General features: G+C 73.1%; 14 protein-coding genes and 1 pseudogene. 7 read left to right on the top strand and 8 right to left on the bottom strand.

Annotated elements, in window-relative coordinates:
- Window positions 1-346: 346 nt before the first annotated feature.
- Window positions 347-2,605: a DNA helicase PcrA gene (gene pcrA, locus AC529_RS12690; RefSeq protein WP_068756850.1), complete on the bottom strand. Its 2,259-nt coding sequence runs from the start codon at window positions 2,603-2,605 to the stop codon at window positions 347-349.
- Between the two features lie 92 nt (window positions 2,606-2,697).
- On the opposite strand from pcrA, the gene AC529_RS12685 reads away from it, so the two are divergent.
- Entirely contained in the window at window positions 2,698-3,627 is a 930-nt protein-coding gene (locus tag AC529_RS12685; protein WP_068756937.1) for a nucleoside hydrolase, read from the top strand.
- A 7-nt stretch (window positions 3,628-3,634) separates the two neighbouring features.
- Here AC529_RS12685 and AC529_RS12680 read toward each other — a convergent pair whose 3' ends face one another.
- The gene (locus tag AC529_RS12680; RefSeq protein ID WP_068756848.1) at window positions 3,635-4,300 is read right to left on the bottom strand and encodes a response regulator; all 666 of its coding nucleotides are present in this window, start codon (window positions 4,298-4,300) and stop codon (window positions 3,635-3,637) included.
- A gap of 78 nt (window positions 4,301-4,378) precedes the next feature.
- A complete protein-coding gene (locus AC529_RS12675) occupies window positions 4,379-5,587 on the bottom strand; it encodes an ATP-binding protein (RefSeq protein ID WP_232306718.1) in 1,209 nt (402 codons plus the stop codon).
- Window positions 5,588-5,743: 156 nt separating this feature from the next.
- Between AC529_RS12675 and AC529_RS12670 the strand changes: the two genes are divergently transcribed.
- From AC529_RS12670 to AC529_RS12650, 5 genes are all read left to right on the top strand, one after another.
- Window positions 5,744-7,096, top strand: coding sequence for a PspC domain-containing protein (locus tag AC529_RS12670; RefSeq protein ID WP_068756846.1), 1,353 nt, complete (start codon window positions 5,744-5,746; stop codon window positions 7,094-7,096).
- On the top strand, window positions 7,083-7,289 hold the full coding sequence (locus tag AC529_RS12665; protein WP_068756844.1) for a cytochrome c-type biogenesis protein: 207 nt from the start codon (window positions 7,083-7,085) through the stop codon (window positions 7,287-7,289). Before AC529_RS12670 ends, AC529_RS12665 begins: the two co-directional genes overlap by 14 nt.
- A gap of 200 nt (window positions 7,290-7,489) precedes the next feature.
- Window positions 7,490-7,981, top strand: coding sequence for a (2Fe-2S)-binding protein (locus AC529_RS12660; RefSeq protein WP_068756842.1), 492 nt, complete (start codon window positions 7,490-7,492; stop codon window positions 7,979-7,981).
- A gap of 20 nt (window positions 7,982-8,001) precedes the next feature.
- Complete coding sequence (locus AC529_RS12655) at window positions 8,002-8,853, top strand: FAD binding domain-containing protein (RefSeq protein ID WP_068756840.1); 852 nt, start codon at window positions 8,002-8,004, stop codon at window positions 8,851-8,853.
- 190 nt (window positions 8,854-9,043) lie between these two features.
- Window positions 9,044-9,982 (top strand): hypothetical protein, encoded by a 939-nt coding sequence (locus tag AC529_RS12650; protein WP_232306717.1) that lies wholly within the window; start codon window positions 9,044-9,046, stop codon window positions 9,980-9,982.
- Window positions 9,983-10,061: 79 nt separating this feature from the next.
- Here the strand turns inward: AC529_RS12650 and guaA are convergent, their stop codons facing one another.
- Together guaA and AC529_RS12640 are read right to left on the bottom strand one after the other, a co-directional pair.
- The gene (guaA, locus tag AC529_RS12645) at window positions 10,062-11,648 is read right to left on the bottom strand and encodes a glutamine-hydrolyzing GMP synthase (protein WP_068756838.1); all 1,587 of its coding nucleotides are present in this window, start codon (window positions 11,646-11,648) and stop codon (window positions 10,062-10,064) included.
- A 176-nt stretch (window positions 11,649-11,824) separates the two neighbouring features.
- Window positions 11,825-13,402 carry a succinic semialdehyde dehydrogenase gene (locus AC529_RS12640; protein ID WP_068756835.1) on the bottom strand — a complete coding sequence of 526 codons (1,578 nt, stop codon included), beginning with the start codon at window positions 13,400-13,402 and terminating at the stop codon, window positions 11,825-11,827.
- A gap of 144 nt (window positions 13,403-13,546) precedes the next feature.
- Here AC529_RS12640 and AC529_RS12635 point away from each other — a divergent pair, with 144 nt between their 5' ends.
- Window positions 13,547-14,818, top strand: a complete 1,272-nt coding sequence (locus tag AC529_RS12635) for an FAD-dependent oxidoreductase (protein WP_068756833.1) — start codon at window positions 13,547-13,549, stop codon at window positions 14,816-14,818.
- A 72-nt stretch (window positions 14,819-14,890) separates the two neighbouring features.
- On the opposite strand, the gene galE is transcribed toward AC529_RS12635, so the two are convergent.
- From galE to AC529_RS12620, 3 genes and pseudogenes are all read right to left on the bottom strand, one after another.
- Window positions 14,891-15,904 (bottom strand): UDP-glucose 4-epimerase GalE, encoded by a 1,014-nt coding sequence (galE, locus tag AC529_RS12630; protein WP_068756931.1) that lies wholly within the window; start codon window positions 15,902-15,904, stop codon window positions 14,891-14,893.
- 175 nt (window positions 15,905-16,079) lie between these two features.
- Window positions 16,080-17,354 (bottom strand): annotated as a pseudogene (locus tag AC529_RS12625) (AAA family ATPase); the annotation flags it as partial.
- A 34-nt stretch (window positions 17,355-17,388) separates the two neighbouring features.
- Window positions 17,389-19,110, bottom strand: coding sequence for a glycerol-3-phosphate dehydrogenase/oxidase (locus AC529_RS12620; protein WP_068756829.1), 1,722 nt, complete (start codon window positions 19,108-19,110; stop codon window positions 17,389-17,391).
- Window positions 19,111-19,179: the final 69 nt, after the last annotated feature.

Raw genomic sequence — 19,179 nt, 5'->3', positions numbered from 1 at the left:
AGCCACGGCAACCGCATCAGTTGTCCCAGAAACCGCACCAGCTCTTGCTGGTTGGTGTTTCCGGGGTGTTTCCACTCTAGCGCCTGTCCGAGGGTGCTCGGACCATCCGGCTTGGAGTGGGAGAACCGGCCCGGCCGCGGCTTCCGCCGCGTCCGTCTCGCTCGGTTCAAGATCCAGAATACCTGCTCCGCCGAGTGTTTCGCACATTCTGGACCGGGCCACCGCCCTCCGGGAGGCCCCGGAGCTCGGCGACGTCGCAAGACTTTAGCCGACCTCCGTCCACTTGGCGAATCAGGGGACGCGACACGTCAGGCACCGCCTCCCCTGTGCCCTCCGCGACGGCTCCTCAGAGCTTCTCGAGCGGGGCGAAGCGGACCAGGAGGTCCTTCTCCCCGACGTCCGCACCGAAGTCGACCCGGACCTTGGTGCGGTCCCCCGTGCCGTCGACCAGGAGCACCGTGCCCAGGCCGAACGAGTCGTGGTTCACCTTGTCGCCCGGACGCAGCGACGGCACCCGGCGCTCCGCCCTGCGGGACGCCGGCCCGCGGCTCGGGGAGGCGGAGCGGCGGAGCGAGTCCATCGAGGACTCGGCGCGACGCCAGGTCACCAGGTTCGCGGGGATCTCGTCCAGGAACCGGGAGGCGGGGTTGTAGGACGGCGCTCCCCAGGAGCTGCGCACCGCGGCCCGGCTGAGGTAGAGCCGCTCCTGGGCCCGGGTGATGCCCACGTAGGCGAGCCGCCGCTCCTCCTCCAGCGCCGACCGGTCGCCCAGGGTGCGCAGATGCGGGAAGACCCCGTCCTCCAGGCCGGTGAGGAAGACGACCGGGAACTCCAGTCCCTTGGCCGAGTGCAGGGTCATCAGCGTGACCGCTCCCCCCTGCTCGTCGCTCTCGGAGACCTGGTCCGCGTCGGCGATGAGGGAGATCTGCTCCAGGAAGTCCACGAGGGTCGGCTCGGCCTCGCCCCCGGCGGTGTCCTCGACGTCCTCCCCGACCGGCCCGGCGCCGAAGGACGCCTCGAACTCGCGGGCCACCCCGACGAACTCTTCCAGGTTCTCCACCCGGCTCTCGTCCTGGAGGTCCTTGGAGTTGACGAGTTCGTTGAGGTAGCCGGTGCGCTCCAGGACCGCCTCCACCGTCTCGGACGGGCTGCGCTCGGCGGCCAGGGCGGTCAACTCGTCCAGCAGGGCGACGAACTCCTTGATCGCCTTGAGGGATCGGGTCGCGATCCCCGGCGCCTCGTCCGCGCGGCGCAGCGCCTGGGCGAAGGTGATCCGCTCCCGCGAGGCGAACATCTCGACCACCGCCTCGGCCCGGTCGCCGATGCCCCGCTTGGGCACGTTCAGGATCCGGCGCAGGCTCACCGTGTCCTCGGGGTTGGCCAGGACCCGCAGGTAGGCGAGGATGTCGCGGATCTCCTTGCGCTCGTAGAACCGCACCCCGCCGACGATGCGGTACGGCATTCCGGTGCGGACGAACACCTCCTCCAGCACCCGGGACTGCGCGTTGGTCCGGTAGAACACCGCGACGTCGCCGGGCTCGCAGGCCCCCGCATCGGTGAGCGCGTCGATCTCCCGGACGACGAACGCCGCCTCGTCGTGCTCGTTGTCGGCGACGTAGCCGACGATGGGCGGTCCCTCCCCGCGGGCCGACCACAGGTTCTTGGGGCGGCGCTCCTCGTTGCGCGCGATGACGGCGTTGGCCGCGCTGAGGATGTTCTGGCTGGACCGGTAGTTCTGCTCCAGCAGGATGGTCGTGGCCTGGGGGTAGTCCCGCTCGAACTCCAGGATGTTGCGGATCGTCGCCCCGCGGAAGGCGTAGATGGACTGGTCGGCGTCGCCCACCACGCACAGCTCCGGGCCGGGCGTCGCCGGGTCGGCGTCGCCCACGAGCTCCCGCACCAGCGCGTACTGGGCGTGGTTGGTGTCCTGGTACTCGTCCACCAGCAGGTGCCGGAAGCGCCGCCGGTAGTACTCGGTGACCTCGGGGAACATCTGTAGCAGGTGGACGGTGACCATAATCAGGTCGTCGAAGTCCATCGCGCCCGCCTCGTACAGGCGCTGCTGGTAGAGCTTGTACGCCTCGGCGAGGACGCGCTCCTGTTCGTTGGCCGCCCGGTCGGCGAAGGTGTCGTAGTCCACCAGCTCGTTCTTGAGGTTCGACACCTGCGCGGAGAACGACTTGGGCGGGAAGCGCTTGGGGTCCAGGTCGAGCTCGCGGCAGACCAACTGCATCAGCCGTCGCGAGTCGGCGGAGTCGTAGATGGTGAAGCTGCTCGGATAGCCCAGGCGTCCGGCCTCGCGGCGCAGGATGCGCACGCACGCCGAGTGGAAGGTCATCACCCACATCGCGTTGACCGTGCGCTCGCCGAGCAGCCGCTCGATGCGCTCCCGCATCTCGGCCGCCGCCTTGTTGGTGAAGGTGATCGCGAGCACCTCCCCCGGGCGGACCCCCCGCTCGGCCAGCAGGTAGGCGATACGGTGGGTGAGGACGCGGGTCTTGCCCGACCCCGCTCCGGCGACGATCAGCAGCGGACTGCCCTGGTGGAGCACTGCCGCGCGCTGGGGTTCGTTCAGACCTTCGAGAAGCTGCTCTTGGGAGGACACGCCACCAAGGGTAGACGCGGGCGGGAAGGGCCGCGGGCCATCCCGACTAGTCTGGGCCGGAACCTGCGGAAGCGACGGCTGTGGAGGATTCGGTGCGGGTCTTTGTCGACTGCGACCCCGGAATCGACGACGCGCTGGCCCTGGCCTACCTGGCGGCGGACAGCAGCGTCGAGATCGTCGGTGTGGGAACGGTCTACGGCAACTCCTCCGTGGAGACGACCACGGACAACGCGGTACGGCTGCTGCGGCTGTTCGACCGGCCGGACGTCCCGGTCGCGGCGGGAGCGGCCCGCCCCCTGGTGCAGCAGCCCCGGCTGGCCGCGCACGTCCACGGCACAAACGGGCTCGGCGGCATCGAACTCCCGGCGGTCGAGGCGGCCACCGTCTCCGAGTCCGCGGCCGAGGTGCTGGTGCGGCTGGCCCGCTCCGCTCCCGGGGAGATCAGCGTCCTGGCGCTCGGCCCGCTCACCAACCTGGCCCTGGCGCTGGCCCTGGAGCCGCGGCTGCCGCAGCTGGTGGACCGCGTGGTGGTGATGGGCGGCGCGGTGCGGGCCCCGGGCAACGTCACGCCGTGGGCCGAGGCCAACGTCAACAACGACCCGGAAGCGGCCGAGGCCGTACTCGGCGCGGGCTTCAACCTGACCCTGGTGGCCCTGGACGTGACCATGCGGGCGCTGGCCACGGAGCCGTGGCTGGAGGAGCTGGCGGGCCTGGCGAGCGAACGCGCCAGCTACGCGCACCGGTTCCTCACCTACTACCTGGACTGGTACACGGAGTTCCTGGGTCGGCGTGCCTGCCCGATGCACGACCCCCTCGCCGCGGCGGTGCTGCTCGACCCCGCGCTGGTGACGGAGTCGGTGACCGTTCCGGTGCAGGTGGAGCTGACCGGCACCTACACCCGCGGGATGACCGTCGCGGACCTGCGGACGCGGCCGGAGGCCGGCTCCCGCGACCCGGTGGTGCTGCCCACCGAGGTGGACGTGCCGGAGTTCCTCTCCCGCATGCTGCGGGCGCTGGCCTGAGCCGGTCTCAGACGAGTTTGCGGGCGGTGGCCCAGCGGCTCAGCTCGTGCCGGTTGGACAGTTGGAGCTTGCGCAGCACGGAGGACACGTGGGTCTCCACGGTCTTGACCGAGATGAACAGCTCCCTGGCGACTTCCTTGTAGGCGTAGCCGCGGGCGATCAGCCGCAGCACCTCGCGTTCCCGCTGGGTGAGGCGGTCGAGTTCGGGGTCCACGGGGGGCGCGTCGGTGGCCGCGAAGGCGTCGAGGACGAAGCCCGCCAGCCGGGGGGAGAACACGGCGTCGCCGTCGGCCACGCGCACGATCGCGTCGGCGAGCTCCTTGCCGGAGATGGTCTTGGTGACGTAGCCGCGGGCGCCGCCGCGCACCACGCCGATGACGTCCTCGGCCGCGTCGGAGACCGACAGCGCGAGGAAGCGGATCTCGGGGTGCTTCGGCAGGACCCGGCGGAGCACCTCGACGCCTCCCCCGCCGGGCAGGTGGACGTCGAGCAGGACCAGGTCGGGACGCTGTTCGCTGATGACGCGGACCGCGCTGTCGACGTCGCCTGCCTCCCCGACGACCTCGACGGCGTCGCCGAGTTCGCCGCGCACTCCGCTGCGGAACAGGCGGTGGTCGTCGACGATCACGACCCGCGGGACACGGCCGTTGGCGAAGGTGTTCTCTTCTCCCACGCCGTGGACTCTACCCGCCCCCTCCGTCCCGGGGAACCCGGCGTCCGGCATCGGACGGAGCCGACCGGCCCGGGACGGCTAGCGGGCGGCGGGACTGCGGGGCATGCGCAACTGGACCTCGGTGCCCTCCCCGGGGGCGGTGCGGATCCGGGCCTGCCCGCCGTGGCGTTCCATGCGGCCGATGATCGAGCCGCGCACGCCCATCCGGTCGGCCGGAACGGCGTTCAGGTCGAACCCGGCGCCGCGGTCGCGGACGAAGACGAGCACCTCCTCGGGTTCGACCTCGCAGAACACCGAGATCGTGTCCGCCCCCGCGTACTTGGCGGCGTTGACCATGGCCTCCCGGGCTGCTTGCAGGGTGGCGTGCAGTCCTTCGTCGAGGGGGCAGTCCCCCACGCTGACCACCTCGATGGGCACGCCGTGGGTCTCCTCCACCTCGGCGGCCACCCGCTCCAGGGCGGGCGAGACGGTGGTCTCGGTATCGGTGCGGCGCTGGTAGAGCCAACTGCGCAGGGCGCGCTCCTGGACGCGGGCCAGGCGCTGGACCTCGCGGGGGTCGTCGGCGCGGCGCTGGATGAGGGTGAGGGTGTGCAGCACGGAGTCGTGGATGTGCGCGGCCAGTTCGGCGCGCTCCTGGTTGCGGATGCGTTCGCGGCGCTCCCGGTCCCGCTCCCGCACCAGGCCGACGATCCAGGGGGCCACGATCAGCGCGATCCCCGCCAGCAGGGTGAGGGCGAAGGTGAGGCCCGCGCGCGCCTCGTGGAGCTGCTGCTGGAAGGCGAGGAAGCCGATGACGCCGACGATGACGAGCAGGATGCCCACCCCGGTGCGGAGCCACGCCTTGCCGCGCAGGGCGGTGGAGGCGACCCACTCGTCGCGTTCGGCCGGGTTGGCCTGCTGCCACAGGATGGTCCCGCCGAGCGCCCCGAAGACCAGGAACCACAGCAGCGGGTCGAGGACCCCGCCGAAGAGCAGGAAGAGCAGTCCCAACCCGGTGGCCAGCGCGACGTAGGCCAGCATCTGGCTGATGTCGCGGCCCTTGCGACGGACGCTCTCCTCTCCGGTGGGGAAGGCCCCCTCCCCGGTCTCCGGTTCGACCGGGACGACGAGCATCAGGGCGATGTAGACGGCGAGGCCGACGCCTCCGACGGCCAGGGCGAGCAGCGCCAGGCGGGCCACGACCGGATCGATGCCGAGGTGGCGGGCCAGGCCGGAGCAGACCCCGCCCAGCAGCCGGTCGTCGCGTCTCCGGTACAGCCGCGGTGTCTCTTCTCGCGTCGCGGTCACCGTCTCCTCGCATTCGTCGGTTTCCCTCCCAGGATGCCGCCCGGCAGAGGGAGCCCGCATCGGGGTGGGGCCCGGGACCTGCGGGACCCGGGTTCAGGGTGGGGTCAGGGAACTCCCTGATGGGAACTGGGATCCCCGAGAGGGGACCATGGACCCATGGTGGATGGCGAGCCGAGGAGTGGGGCGGAGGCGCAGGAGTCCCCCGCGGCGGTCGGCGCCGCCGGGGACGGCGTGTACCGGGACGACGTCGGCGGCGTGGTCGCCGGTGTGGCCGCGGGACTGGGCCGCCACACCGGGATTGACCCGGTGGTGTGGCGCTGCGCGTTCGGGGTGACCGCGCTGGGGGCGGGCACCGGGGTGGTGCTGTACGCCTTTGCATGGCTGCTGATGCGCGACCCACGCGGCGGCCCCGCAGTGCTCGAACAACTGCTGAACCGGCGGCTGGGCGGCGAGGCCGTGCTGGCGCTGCTCGGCGCGGGACTGGCCCTGGGCACGCTGTGCAACCTGGTCGGCGGGTTCGGCTGGACCACACTGGTGCTGGCGGTCCCGCTGGTACTGGCCGGGCTGGTCGCGCACAACCGCGGCGTGGACCTGCACCGGGTCGTCCAACAGCTTCCGGAGTGGCTGCGGCGGCGGGAACCGCCGCCGAGCGCCCCCGACCCTGCGCCCGACGCCGCCTACTACAACCCGGCGCAGCCCTGGGCCGCGGCGCCGAGCGGGCCGATCGACCTGGCGGTGGTGGCGCGGCAGGCCGTCGAGCAGGCCGGTCTGCACGGCGCTTACAGCCCCGCTGAGGAGGGCGACGACGAGGAGGGCCGCCCGGGCGGCGGCGCGGCGAAGCGCTCCCGGGACCGGGGGGTGGGCCTGCTCGGCTTCACGGTCGGCGCCGCACTGGTGCTGACCGGGGCGGTGTTCGCGCTCTCCGGCGGGGTGTCGGCCGGTGCCCTGCTCGGCCCGGAGGCCGCCCCGGTCTACCTGGGCGGGCTCGTCGCGCTGTGCGGGGCGGCGCTCGTCGTCGGCACCTGGGTGGGCAACCCGCGCGGCCTGGTCCCGGTCGCCTCGCTGGTGACGGTGCTGGCCGTGGCCGCGACGGCGACGGACCTGACCCAACTGCGGTTCGGCGAGGTGGTGTGGCGTCCGGAGACCGTCTCCGAGGCGCAGGAGCCGTTCGAGCTGACCGCGGGCCGGGCAGATCTGGACCTGACCGGGCTTGCACTGGAACCGGGCCAGGAGGTGACGGTGCGCGCGGAGGTCGGCCTGGGATCGCTGGACGTCCTGGTCCCCGAATCGGTGCGGATCACCGTCCGGGGCCGGTCCGGGTTCGGTCGGCTCTCGTTCGGGGAGCGGGACCTTCTGGGGTTCGGCCTGGACGTGCGCGGCGTCGTGGAGCCGGAGTCGGCCCCCGACGCGGACGAGGCGGAGGAGGAGTCGGCAGCGGAGCCGCCGACGCTGAACCTCGTGCTGGATTCCTGTGCGGGAGATGTGGAGGTGCGGCATGTCGCGGCGTAGCGCCGACTGGGCCTCGCTGGTCGCGGGCCTGCTGTTCGTGCTGCTGGGGCTGGCGTTCGTGGTCAGCGGCACCACGTCGTGGGAGTTCAACGTGCTGTGGGTGCTGCCGGTGCTCGCCCTCGGGCTGGGGCTGGTCGGGGTGGTGCGCGCGCTGGTGCGCTCCCGGGACCGGTCCAAGCGGCACTCCCCCTGACCTGCGGGACTCCCCCGGACTAACGCCCGACTCGGCAAAGTTTCCGCCGCGGCGGGGGAAAGAGACCCTGTGCCCGCTCCGCTCCAAGCGGTCGGCGCACCCGGGTCGTCTAGGGTCGGGGGCACCGTGACGAGCACGCCGACGCACGTACAGATCCGCAGGTGAACGCGGGTCCGTCGGCGCAGCGGGGAAGGGGTTCGGTGCCTGGGATCGGTGTCGCCGTCACCGTCGACGGCGTCCGCCACGACGACGAGGTGGAGGCGTGCCTGCCGCTCACCCACTACCTGCACGACCGGGTGTCCGGCGGCCTCCCCCTGGGGTGCGAGGCGGCGGAGTGCGGCGGCTGCATCGTGCTGGTGGACGGGGTGGCCGTCAAGAGCTGTCTGATGCTGGCAGTGCAGGCGGACGGGTGCGAGGTCACCACCGTCCGGGGGCTGGCGGACGACGACGCGGTGCGCTGTCTGGCGCGGACGTTCCGGCGCTACGTCCGGCGGTGCGCGCAGTGCCTGCCGGGACTGACGGTGGCAGCGGTGGACCTGCTGCGGGACCAGGAGGCCGTGCTCTCCGAGCAGGAGATCCGGGCGAGGCTGGCGGGTGTCCGGTGTCCCTGCGGCGACGAGGCGGACGTCGTGCGGGCGGTCCGCGAGGCGGCGGACGTGCTGGAGGCGCTGGGCACGCGGACGGCCGGGTGAGCCGGGCGAGAGGGGGCATCGTGTTTCCGCCGAGATTCGAGTACGTACGGGTGCGCAGCGTCGCCGAGGCGGTCGAGGCGCTGACCGCCAGCCTGGAAGGGCGGGTGCTGGCGGGCGGCCAGAGCCTGCTGCCGCTGCTGCGGTCGCACCGGGTCTTCGCGGACGTGCTGGTGGACCTGGGCGGTGTGGCGGAGCTGCGCGGGGTGCGCGACGAGGGGGACGCGCTGTGGGTCGGCGCGTTGACCACCCACCACGAGGTGGCGTGCGATCCGCTGGTGCGTGTGCACTGTCCGCTGCTGGCGCGGGCGGCGGAGGCGGTCGCCGATCCCGCGGTGCGGCGCCGCGGCACCGTGGGCGGGGCGCTGTCGTACGCCGCCCCGGCCGGGGACCTTCCCGTGGCGGTGGTGGCCCTGGGCGCGGAGTGCCGGGTCACGGGCCCCGACGGGGAGCGCGGGGTTCCGGCGTCGCAGTTCTTCGTGGGCGAGGGGGCCACCGCGATGGGGCCGAACGAGGTGCTGACCGGGGTCCGCGTGCCCAAGTGGCCCGGCTGGTCGTTCCACTACGAGCGGTTCTCCCCGGCGGGACGGTCGTGGGCGCTCACGGCGGCGGTCGCCGGGGTGCGCCCGGAGGACGGCCGCCTGGCCGCGGCGCGGGTGGTCCTGGGCAATCTGGCCCCGACCCCGTTGCGGGCTCCGTCGGTGGAGGCCGCATGCGCGGGGCTGCCCGTGCGGGCCTCCCTGATGCGCACGGCGGCGCGGGCCGTCGAGGCGGACGCGGCGCAGGGCGGCCGGACCGTCGACGACGCGGAGCACCGGCGCGGCCTGGCCCGGATCCTGGCCGGCCGGGCGCTGATCGCCGCGGCGGGAGCGTGAGAGGTCCGGCGGCTGCCGGGCGCGGCCTTCCGCCGGGGCCGCGGGACGGTCACCGTACCGCCTCGGTTCGGCGAGAATCCGGCCGTACGGCCGGTTCCGCCTTTCCGGATGGGGAACCATCCGCTGTACAGCCGGCTTCGGAGCCGGGGTCGTCCCTTCCCCGTCGTTACTGTTGTTTTGGAGTTGCCGCGTGGATCCGCAGCACAGCCCCTACGGGGGTGGTCCGCAGCACGGTCCTCCGCCGGGGCAGCCCCCGTGGGCGGGCGGTCCGTACCAGGGCGGTCCCCCGAACCTGCCACCGCCCCCGCCGTACGGTCCCGCGGGTCTGGGCCCGCCGCCCCCGCAGCGCCGCCGCACCGGGCTGGTCGTCGGCCTCGTCGCGGGCGGTGCGGCGCTGGTGGTGCTCGCGGTGGCCCTGGTCCTCGTCTTCGGGTCGCGCCCCACCCGGATCAGCGACCTCGCCGCGGTGCACGGCGTCATAGCGGCGGACTACAACCAGGACCCGTTCCTCGGGGTCGTCGAGTCCGACGGCGCGCGCACCGTGTACGTCTCGCTGTACCTCTACGACTTCGGCGGCCCCGGCACGCTGCGGGAGGAGTCGGCCGAGGTGGCCCGGACCGTCTGGAGCACCGTGCCCGGGGCCTACGACCAGGTGGCCGTGGTGCTGTCCGGCTACGACGACCCGTTCGTGCAGGTGTGGGACACCCGGGCGCTGCGGGAGGACTTCGGGGTGCGCCCCGGCGGCCTGGAGCCCGGGCGGACCGACGGCCGCGCGCCCACCCTGAACCGGGCGGGCGAGTGCTCTCCGGAGTTCGACTACTGCAACGAACCGGCGGAGGCGCTGGTCACGGAGAACACCCGGGCGCTGATGGAGCGCGCCTGCCCGCTGGCCGACTGGGAGGCGTTCCCCGCCGAGCCCTTCCAGATCCGCAACCACGACCCGGACGACTACAGCGCCGAGTCGTCCCTGATCTACCTGCTGTCCCCGGTGACCGCTCCCGACGCCGACTTCCTGACCGTCACGCTGCTGGGCGGAAACGACGACTTCCTCGAGGTGACGTGCCAGGTCGGCGACGACGCACGGTATGAGACGTACAGCCGCGCGGACTACGAGGACGCGGTGGGCTGACCGGACGCGCGGACCCGGCGGCCGGGTCCGCGCACGGGTGAGGGCCGCCCGTGGGGCGGCCCTCACCCGTGCCGGGAGGTCACTCCCACTCGATGGTGCCCGGAGGCTTGCTGGTGATGTCGAGGGTGACGCGATTGATCTCGCGCACCTCGTTGGTGATGCGGTTGGAGATGGTGGCGAGCACCTCGTAGGGAAGGCGCGCCCAGTCGGCGGTCATGGCGTCCTCGCTGGTGACCGGGCGCAGCACCACCGGGTGGCCGTAGGTGCGGCCGTCGCCCTGCACGCCCACCGAGCGCACGTCCGCCAGCAGCACGACGGGGCACTGCCAGATGTCGCGGTCGAGTCCGGCGCGGGTGAGCTCCTCGCGGGCGATGGCGTCGGCCTCACGCAGGATCGCCAGCCGCTCGGCGGTGACCTCGCCGATGATGCGGATGGCCAGGCCGGGGCCGGGGAACGGCTGCCGCCAGACCATCTCGGCGGGCAGGCCCAGCTCCTCGCCGACCTTGCGGACCTCGTCCTTGAACAGTTCCCGCAGCGGCTCCACCAGGGTGAACTGGAGGTCGTCGGGGAGGCCGCCGACGTTGTGGTGCGACTTGATGTTGGCGGTGCCGGTACCGCCGCCGGACTCCACCACGTCGGGGTAGAGGGTGCCCTGGACCAGGAACTCCACCGCCTCGTCGCCGTCCCCGGCCTCGGCGACGACCTCGCGGGCCGCCTGTTCGAAGACGCGGATGAACTCGCGGCCGATGATCTTGCGCTTGGTCTCGGGGTCGGTGACCCCGGCCAGCGCCTTCAGGAACCGCTCCTGGGCGTCGACGACCTTGAGGGTGGCGCCGGTGGCGGCGACGAAGTCCTTCTCGACCTGCTCGGCCTCGCCCTTGCGCAGCAGCCCGTGGTCGACGAAGACGCAGGTCAGTTGGTCGCCGACGGCCTTCTGCACGAGCGCCCCGGCCACCGCGGAGTCGACGCCGCCGCTCAGCCCGCAGATGACCCGCTTGGTGCCGATCTGGGCGCGGATGCGTTCGACCTGCTCCTCGACGATGTTGACCATCGTCCAGGTGGGGCGGCAGCCCGCGCCCTCGTAGAGGAAGTGCCGCAGCACGGCCTGGCCGTGCTCGGTGTGCAGCACCTCGGGGTGGAACTGGACGCCGAAGAGCCCGCGTTCGGGGGCCTCCATCGCGGCCACGGGCGCTCCCGCGGTGCGGCCGGTGATCCGGAAGCCCTCGGGGGCCCGGGACACGGCGTCGCCGTGCGACATCCACACCGTCTGCTGCTGGGGCAGGGTGCGGAACAGGAGGCTGTCGGTGGACGCCTCGAACTCGGTGCGCCCGTACTCCGAACGGCCGGTCCGCTCGACGGCGCCGCCGAGGGCCTGCGCCATGACCTGGAAGCCGTAGCAGATCCCGAGGGTGGGCACCCCGGTCTCGAACAGGCCTTCGGGCGCCTGCGGTGCTCCGTCGGCGTACACCGAGGCGGGGCCTCCGGACAGGATGATGGCCCGGGGCTTCTTGGCGAGCATCTCCTCGACCGGCATGGTCGAGGGCACGATCTCGCTGTAGACGTGGCACTCGCGCACTCGGCGCGCGATCAACTGCGCGTACTGCGCGCCGAAGTCCACGACGAGAACGGTGTCGAACGTGCTGTCGGGAGCACCGGCAACGGACACGTAACGGCCTTCCAGCAACAGGAGACGGGATCACCGCCAGTCTAGTGCGCTGCCGGGACGTGCTGCGGCGACGCGGGGCGGGGGCGGGGGCCCGCGGAGGCGTCCGCGGGCCTGATCCTGCCCCTGCGCCGCGTCGTGGTCGGCCGCGGTGTGCAGAAGGTCACGCGGGAGGGCGGTCAGCGGATGCGCAGCGTCCGCATCAGGCGGGCTCCGGCGGTCATCACCCGGGACAGGGTCTCGGCGGACATGCCGGGGGGACCGTTGAGGCCGACGAAGTGCTGGCTGGCGACGGTCTGCGCCTCGGTGTAGCGCAGCAGGCCCTCGTCGCCGTGGCGCCGTCCCAGGCCGGAGCGCTTCATGCCGCCCATGGGCGCGCCGTAGCTGGCGAACGCGGCGCTGTAGCCCTCGTTGATGTTGACCGTTCCGGCCCGCAGGCGCGCGGCGATGCGGCGTCCGCGGGCCACGTCGCGGGTCCACACGCTGGCGTTGAGGCCGTAGGGGGTGTCGTTGGCGCGCTCCACCGCCTCGTCCTCCGTGGCGAACCGGTAGACGGAGACGACCGGTCCGAAGGTCTCCTCGGCGTAGAGGGTCATGGACTCGTCGACGCCGGTGAGCACGGTGGGTTCGTAGAACAGCGGTCCGAGGTCGGGGCGGGGGCGGCCGCCGGCCAGCACGGTGGCGCCCTTGGCCCGGGCGTCCTCCACGTGGGCGACGACCCGGTCGAACTGGCGGCGGTAGGTGAGCGAGCCCATGTCGGCGGAGTAGTCCAGGCCCGCTCCCAGCCGCAGGTTCCGCGTCGCCTCGGCGAACCTCGCCACGAACTCGTCGTGGACCGACTCGTGCACGTAGAGGCGCTCCATGGAGATGCACAACTGGCCGGAGTTGCTGAAGCAGGCGCTCAGCGCGCCGCGGACGGTCCGGTCCAGGTCGGCGTCGGCGCACACGATCATCGGGTTCTTGCCGCCGAGCTCCGCGGAGCAGCCGACGAGCCGGGAGGCGGCGCGCTGGGCGATGCGGGCGCCTGTCGCGGAGGAGCCGGTGAAGGCCACGTAGTCGGCCTCGTCGACGAGCGGGTCGCCGATCTCCTCGGGGTCGCCCAGGACGACCAGCCACAGGTCCTGCGGCAGTCCCGCCTCGACCAGCAGGTCGACGGCCCACAGGGCGCTGAGCGCGGTCTGGGTGTCGGGTTTGGCGACGACGGCGTTGCCCGCCAGGAGCGCGGGCACCGCGTCGGCTACGGGCAGCGTCAGCGGGTAGTTCCACGGGGTGATGACGCTGACGACCCCCTTGGGCTGGCGGTTCACGACGGTCCGGGTGGCCGCGGGGAGCGCGCCGGGGACCCGTCGGCTGCGCAGGAGGCGGGGGGCGTGGCGGGCGTAGTGGAGGGTGCCCAGGGCGGCGTCGCAGACCTCTTCGAAGGCGTGGCGGCGGGCCTTGCCGGTCTCCCATTGCAGGAGGTCCAGGACCTCGGCCTGCCGGTCGAGGACCAGGTCGTGGAAGCGGAGGAAGGGGGCGACGCGTCGGCTCGGCGGCTGCTGGGACCACTGTTGCTGGGCGGCGCGGGCGCGGCGGAACGCCTCGGCGACGTCGGCGGCGGAGGAGCGGGGCAGTTCGGCGAGGGGCTGTCCGGTGAAGGGGGCGGTGGTGACGGTGGTGGCGCCGGAGGTGCTCACCACGTGTCGGGTCAGCCGGCGGACGGTTCCGTCGTCCAGGGGACGGGAACGCGCGGCTGTGGTGGTCGTCACAGACTCCATGACCAGCAGCTTAGGTGACCGGGAGCCCGCTTCTCTACTCGCCGGTAACGGCGGGGGCCGCATCCGGGGGCGCCTTCCCTGGACTCCGGGAGCCCCAGGAGATAAATTCATTATGTGATGAATTTCTGATCCCGGGAGCACACCATGACGCGACCGCCGACCTCCACCACCACCTGCGCGATCGTCGGCGGCGGCCCCGCCGGGATCATGCTCGGCCTGCTGCTCGCCCGCGCCGGGGTCCAGGTCACCGTGCTGGAGAAGCACGGCGACTTCCTGCGCGACTTCCGCGGCGACACCGTGCACCCCTCCACCCTGACCCTGCTCGCCGAGCTCGGCCTGCTGGAGGCGTTCGACGCCCTGCCCCACCGCGACGTGGCGCAGATCGGGTTCGAGGTGTCCGGACAGCAGCTCGTGGGCGTGCGCCTGGCCGACATCCCCGGGCCGCACAGGCGGATCGCCCTGGTCCCCCAGTGGGACTTCCTGACCCTGCTCGCCGAGCACGCCCAGCGCTACCCCACCTTCCGCCTGCTGCTCAACTCCCCCGCCCACGGCCTCGTCCGGGAGAACGGCGCGGTGCGCGGCGTGCGCTACCGCGACGCCGACGGCGAGCACGAGCTGCGGGCCGTGCTCACCGTGGCCGCCGACGGCCGCCGCTCGGTGCTGCGCGCGGCCGCCGGGCTGACCCCCGTCGACCTGGGGGCGCCGATGGACGTGCTGTGGCTGCGCCTGCCCCGGACCGAAGGCGACCCCCACGGCCTCGCCGGCCGGATCGGGGCGCGGGGCATGTCCGTGGGCATCGACCGCGGCGACTACTGGCAGATCGCCTACCTGGTGCGCAAGGGCGGCTACGCGGAGCTGCGCCGCCGCGGCCTGGGACCGCTGCGCGAGGCCGTCGCCGACCTGCTGCCGTTCCTGGCCGACCGGGTCGCCGGACTGGAGTCCTGGGACCAGGTGGCCTTCCTGGAGGTCGGCCTGGACCGGCTGCCCCGCTGGTCGGTGCCGGGCCTGCTGTGCATCGGCGACGCCGCCCACACCATGAGCCCGATCGGCGGAGTCGGCATCAACCTGGCCGTCCAGGACGCGGTGGCCGCCGCCAACCTGCTGGCCGAGCCGCTGTACCGGGCGCAGGCCGACCCCGACCGCTTCACCCGGACGTTCAACCCCGCCCTGGTGGAGCGGGTGCAGCGCCGCCGCGAACTGCCCACCCGGGGCACCCAGCTCGTCCAGCGCGTCATCCAGCGGCGGATCGTCGAACCGGCGCTGAACGGCCGGGTCGCCCTGCCGCCCGCGGTCGCCCGCCTGTTCTCCGACGGCAGGTGGAGCAGGGTGGCGGGCCGGGTGCTGGGCGCCTCGCTGGGCCGGACCCTGATGTACGGCCTGCTCCCCGAACACGTCCGCACCCCCGAACGCCGCTGACCGGCCGGTCCGTCCGCAACGGCGGCGATTCGGCGGAAGTGCCCCCGCCGCTGCCGCGGGAGGGCTGCCGGTTCAGCCCGCGAACCCGTTCGGGTTGGCGCTCTGCCAGCGCCACGTGTCGGCGCAGGCGTCGTCCAGGGTGAGGCTGGTCTTCCACCCCAGGTCCCGCTGTGCGGCGGACGGGTCGGCGTAGCAGATCGCGATGTCCCCGGGGCGGCGGGCCACCACCTGGCGCGGGATCGGACGGCCGCAGGCGCGCTCGAAGGCGGCGATGACCTCCAGCACCGAGAAGCCGTGCCCGTTGCCCAGGTTGTAGGCGCGCATGCCGTAGGCGTCCTCCAGCCGCTCCAGGGCGGCCAGGTGCCCCCGGGCCAGGTCCACCACGTGCAGGTAGTCGCGGACGCCGGTGCCGTCGGGGGTGTCGTAGTCGTCGCCGTAGACCAGCACCTTCTCCCGGCGGCCCGCCGCGACCTGCGCGATGTAGGGGAAGAGGTTGTTGGGCACCCCGTTGGAGTCCTCCCCGATCAGCCCGCTGGGGTGGGCGCCCACCGGGTTGAAGTAGCGCAGCGCGATGATCCGCCAGTCGGGCGCGGCCCGCGCCAGGTCGGCGAGGATGCGCTCGGCGAAGAGCTTGGTGGCCCCGTAGGGGTTGGTGGCGCTCAGCGGCGCGTCCTCGGTGACGGGCACCCGCTCGGGGTCGCCGTAGACGGTCGCCGAAGAGCTGAACACCATGGAGCGCACGCCGTGGGCGTCCATGACCTCGCACAGCGTCAGCAGCGAGCCGAGGTTGTTGCGGTAGTACAGCAGCGGCAGCTCCGTGGACTCGCCGACCGCCTTCAGTCCGGCACAGTGCACGACCGCGTCGATCCGGTGCTCGGCGAAGACCCGCTCCAGCAGGGCCCGGTCGGCGCAGTCCCCGATGTAGGAGGGGACCTGGCGGCCGGTGATCCGTTCCACCCTGCGGATCGCTTCTTCGTAGCTGTTGCTCAGGTTGTCGACGACGATCACCCCGTGGCCGCTCTCCAGCAGCTCGACGGCGACGTGCGTTCCGATGTACCCGGCTCCACCGGTGAGCAGTACGTTCATGGTCACACCTGGATTCGCGTGGCAGACCGCAGTGACGGTGCGGCCCCACCAGCATAGGCGGGCCGACGGCGGGGCCGTGCCGTGCCGGGCTGTGGTCCTCCCGACGCGACGGGCCGCGCCGCCACCGCGTCCGGTGTCCACTACCCGGCTTCCGGCCGGGTCAACTGCGGGGTTCGAGCGGCCGCCCCCGGTCGTACCAGACCCGCTCGGCGGGCACGTCGACGATCTCCCGTTCGGGGTAGCGCAGCGCGGTCAGCTTCCCGCCGAACACGCACCCGGTGTCCACGCAGAGCGTGTTGTTGACCCACATGGTGTCGCTGGCGGGCACGTGGCCGTGGACGACCACCGCGCGCCCCCGGTAGTCCCGGGCCCAGGGCAGGCGGACGGGCAGCCCGTAGTCGTCCACCTCTCCCGTGGTCTCGCCGTACAGCGCGAAGGCGCGCACCCGGCCGGAGGAGCGGCCGTGGTACTCCTCCTTGAGCCCGGCGTGCGCGACCACGAGGTTCCCGCCGTCCAGCACATAGTGGTCGACCAGGCCCGCGCAGAAGGAGAGGACCCGGTCGCGGAACTCCTCGGTTTCGGCGCCGAGCTGGTCGAGGGTCTCCTGGAGGCCGTACGACAGCCGCGTCGCTCTGCCCCGCAGCGCCCGCACCAGCCGGTTCTCGTGGTTGCCCATCACGCACAGCGCGTCGCCGTCGGCGACCATGCCCATGACCAGGCGCAGCACCCCGGGCGAGTCCGGGCCGCGGTCCACCAGGTCGCCGACGAACACCGCGGTGCGGTCGGGGTGGTGCGCGCCGACCGCGCGCCCCTGCCCGTCGCGGCGCAGCCGGTAGCCGAGCCGGTGCAGCAGCTCCTCCAGTTCGGCGCGGCAGCCGTGCACGTCGCCGATGATGTCGAAGGGGCCGCGCAGGTCGGAGCGGTCGCAGCGGAGGGGCACCAGCCGCACCACGGCGGCGTCGACCTCCTCGGGGGTGCGCAGCACGTGGAGGGCGCGGTACTTCTCCTGGTCCAACTGGCGCAGCGCGCGCCGCAGGTCGTGCAGTTGCCGGGCGGTGACGTCGTCGTCGATGACGCGGTCGGACCGGTTGCGGGTGCGCTCGCGGATCAGGTCGGCCGGGAGGTCCAGGACGACCGCGGCGGTCGGCAGGCAGTGCTTCTTGGCGATGCGCCGCAGCTCCTGGCGGGGGTGCGGGTGGAGGTTGGTGGCGTCGACCACGGTGAGCAGGCCGCGGCGCAGCCGCCGGTCGACGACGGAGTGGAGCAGTTCGAAGGCGTCGGCGGTGGCGGACTGGTCGTTCTCGTCGTCGCTGACCATGGCCCGGCAGCGGTCGGAGCTGACCACCTGGGTGGGGCGGAAGTGGCGGGCGGCGAAGGTGGACTTGCCCGCTCCGGAGACTCCCACGAGTAGCACCAGGCCCGCCGCGGGGAGGTCGAGGACCCGGGTCACTGTGCCTGCCTCCTCCCCGCGAGGCGGGGCGTGGTCACAGCCGTGCTGCTGCCGCCTGCGGCACGATGTCGGGGGCGCCGTGCTGCACCGCGTCGGCCTCGTGGTCGCTGTCCTGTTCCTGCGCGGCGCGTTCGGCTTCGATGCGTTTGCGATAGTACTCCACTTCTCGGGCGATCTGTCCGTTGTCCCAGCCGAGCGGTCCGGCCATCAGCCGGGCGGCCTCCTCGGCGGCGGCCAGGCCGCGGTCCCAGGTCTCGATGGCGATGTGGGTGCGGCGGCTGAGCACGTCGTCCAGGTGGCGGGCGCCCTCGCACAGGACCGCGTACACGACCTCGGCGCGCAGGTAGTCGTCGGCCCCGGTGAGCGGCTCGCCCAGGTCCGGCCGCTCGGCGACCAGTTCCAGCACCTCGTGGACGAGGGAGCCGTAGCGGCGCAGCAGGTGCTGGATGCGGGAGACGTGCAGCCCGGCCCGGCGGGCCAGGGCGCGGCGCTGGTTCCACAGGACGGCGTAACCGTCGGCGCCCACCAGGGGCAGCCGGTCGGTCACCGACTCGGGCACTCCCCCGCCGAGACCGTGCGCGACGGCGTCCACGGCGTCCTTGGCCATGACGCGGTAGGTGGTGTACTTGCCGCCCGCGATGAGCACCAGGCCGGGGACCGGGTGCGCCACGGTGTGCTCGCGGGACAGCTTGGAGGTCTCGTCGGACTCCCCGGACAGCAGCGGCCGCAGCCCCGCATACACCCCCTCGACGTCGTCCCTGGTCAGCGGGGTCTTCAACACCGCGTTGACGTGGTCGAGCACGTAGTCGATGTCGGCGCGGCTGGCCGCGGGGTGCGCCTTGTCCAGGTCCCAGGCGGTGTCGGTGGTGCCGATGATCCAGTGCCGCCCCCACGGGATGACGAACAGCACGCTCTTCTCGGTGCGCAGGATCAGCCCCGAGGACGCCTGGATGCGGTCGCGGGGCACCACCAGGTGCACGCCCTTGGAGGCGCGCACGTGGATCTGGCCGCGCCCGCCCACCATCTGCTGGATGTCGTCGGTCCACACCCCGGCGGCGTTGACCACCTGCTTGGCGCGGATCGGGAACTCCCGGCCGCGCTCCAGGTCGACCACGCGGGCGCCGGTGACGTGCTCGCCCTCCCGCAGGAAGCCCACGGCCTGGGTGCGGGAGGCGAGGTGGGCGCCGTAGGTGGCGGCCGTGCGCAGCACCGTCACCACGTAGCGGGCGTCGTCGACCTGCGCGTCCCAGTACCGCACGGCGCCCACCAGCGCGTCGCGGCGCAGCGCGGGGAAGATCCGCTGGGCTCCGCGGCGGGTGAGGTGGCGGTGGGCGGGCAGTCCGCGGGTGTGGGTGGAGGTCAGGGAGAGCGCGTCGTAGAGGGCCACCCCCGCGCCGACGTAGGGCCGCTCCCAGTGGTGGCGCAGCGGGAACAGGAACGGGACGGGGCGCACCAGGTGGGGGGCGATGCGGCCGAGCAGCAGCCCCCGTTCGGTCAGCGCCTCGCGCACCAGCGCGAAGTCGAGCTGCTCCAGGTAGCGCAGGCCGCCGTGGATGAGCTTGCTGGACCTGCTGGAGGTCCCCGAGGCGAAGTCGCGGGCCTCGACGAGCCCGACCGACAGGCCGCGCGACACCGCGTCCAGTGCGACGCCGGCGCCGACGATGCCGCCGCCCACGACCAACACGTCGAGTTCGTTGCCGGCCATGTGGTCGAGGGCGGCGTCCCGTTCTCCCGGTCCCAACCGTGCTGCCGTCATCAGGTTCGCGGTGTCCCCCTCCCCGGGTCGCGGGGAACGGAGGACCCCCGCTTCCCTCCTCTCGCGGGA

Origin of the sequence: Thermobifida cellulosilytica TB100 (assembly GCF_001517975.1) — a bacterium.
Classification (GTDB): domain Bacteria; phylum Actinomycetota; class Actinomycetes; order Streptosporangiales; family Streptosporangiaceae; genus Thermobifida; species Thermobifida cellulosilytica.
The sequence above is the reverse complement of the archived record's forward strand: the minus strand, read 5'-3'. Positions and strand labels throughout refer to the sequence as shown.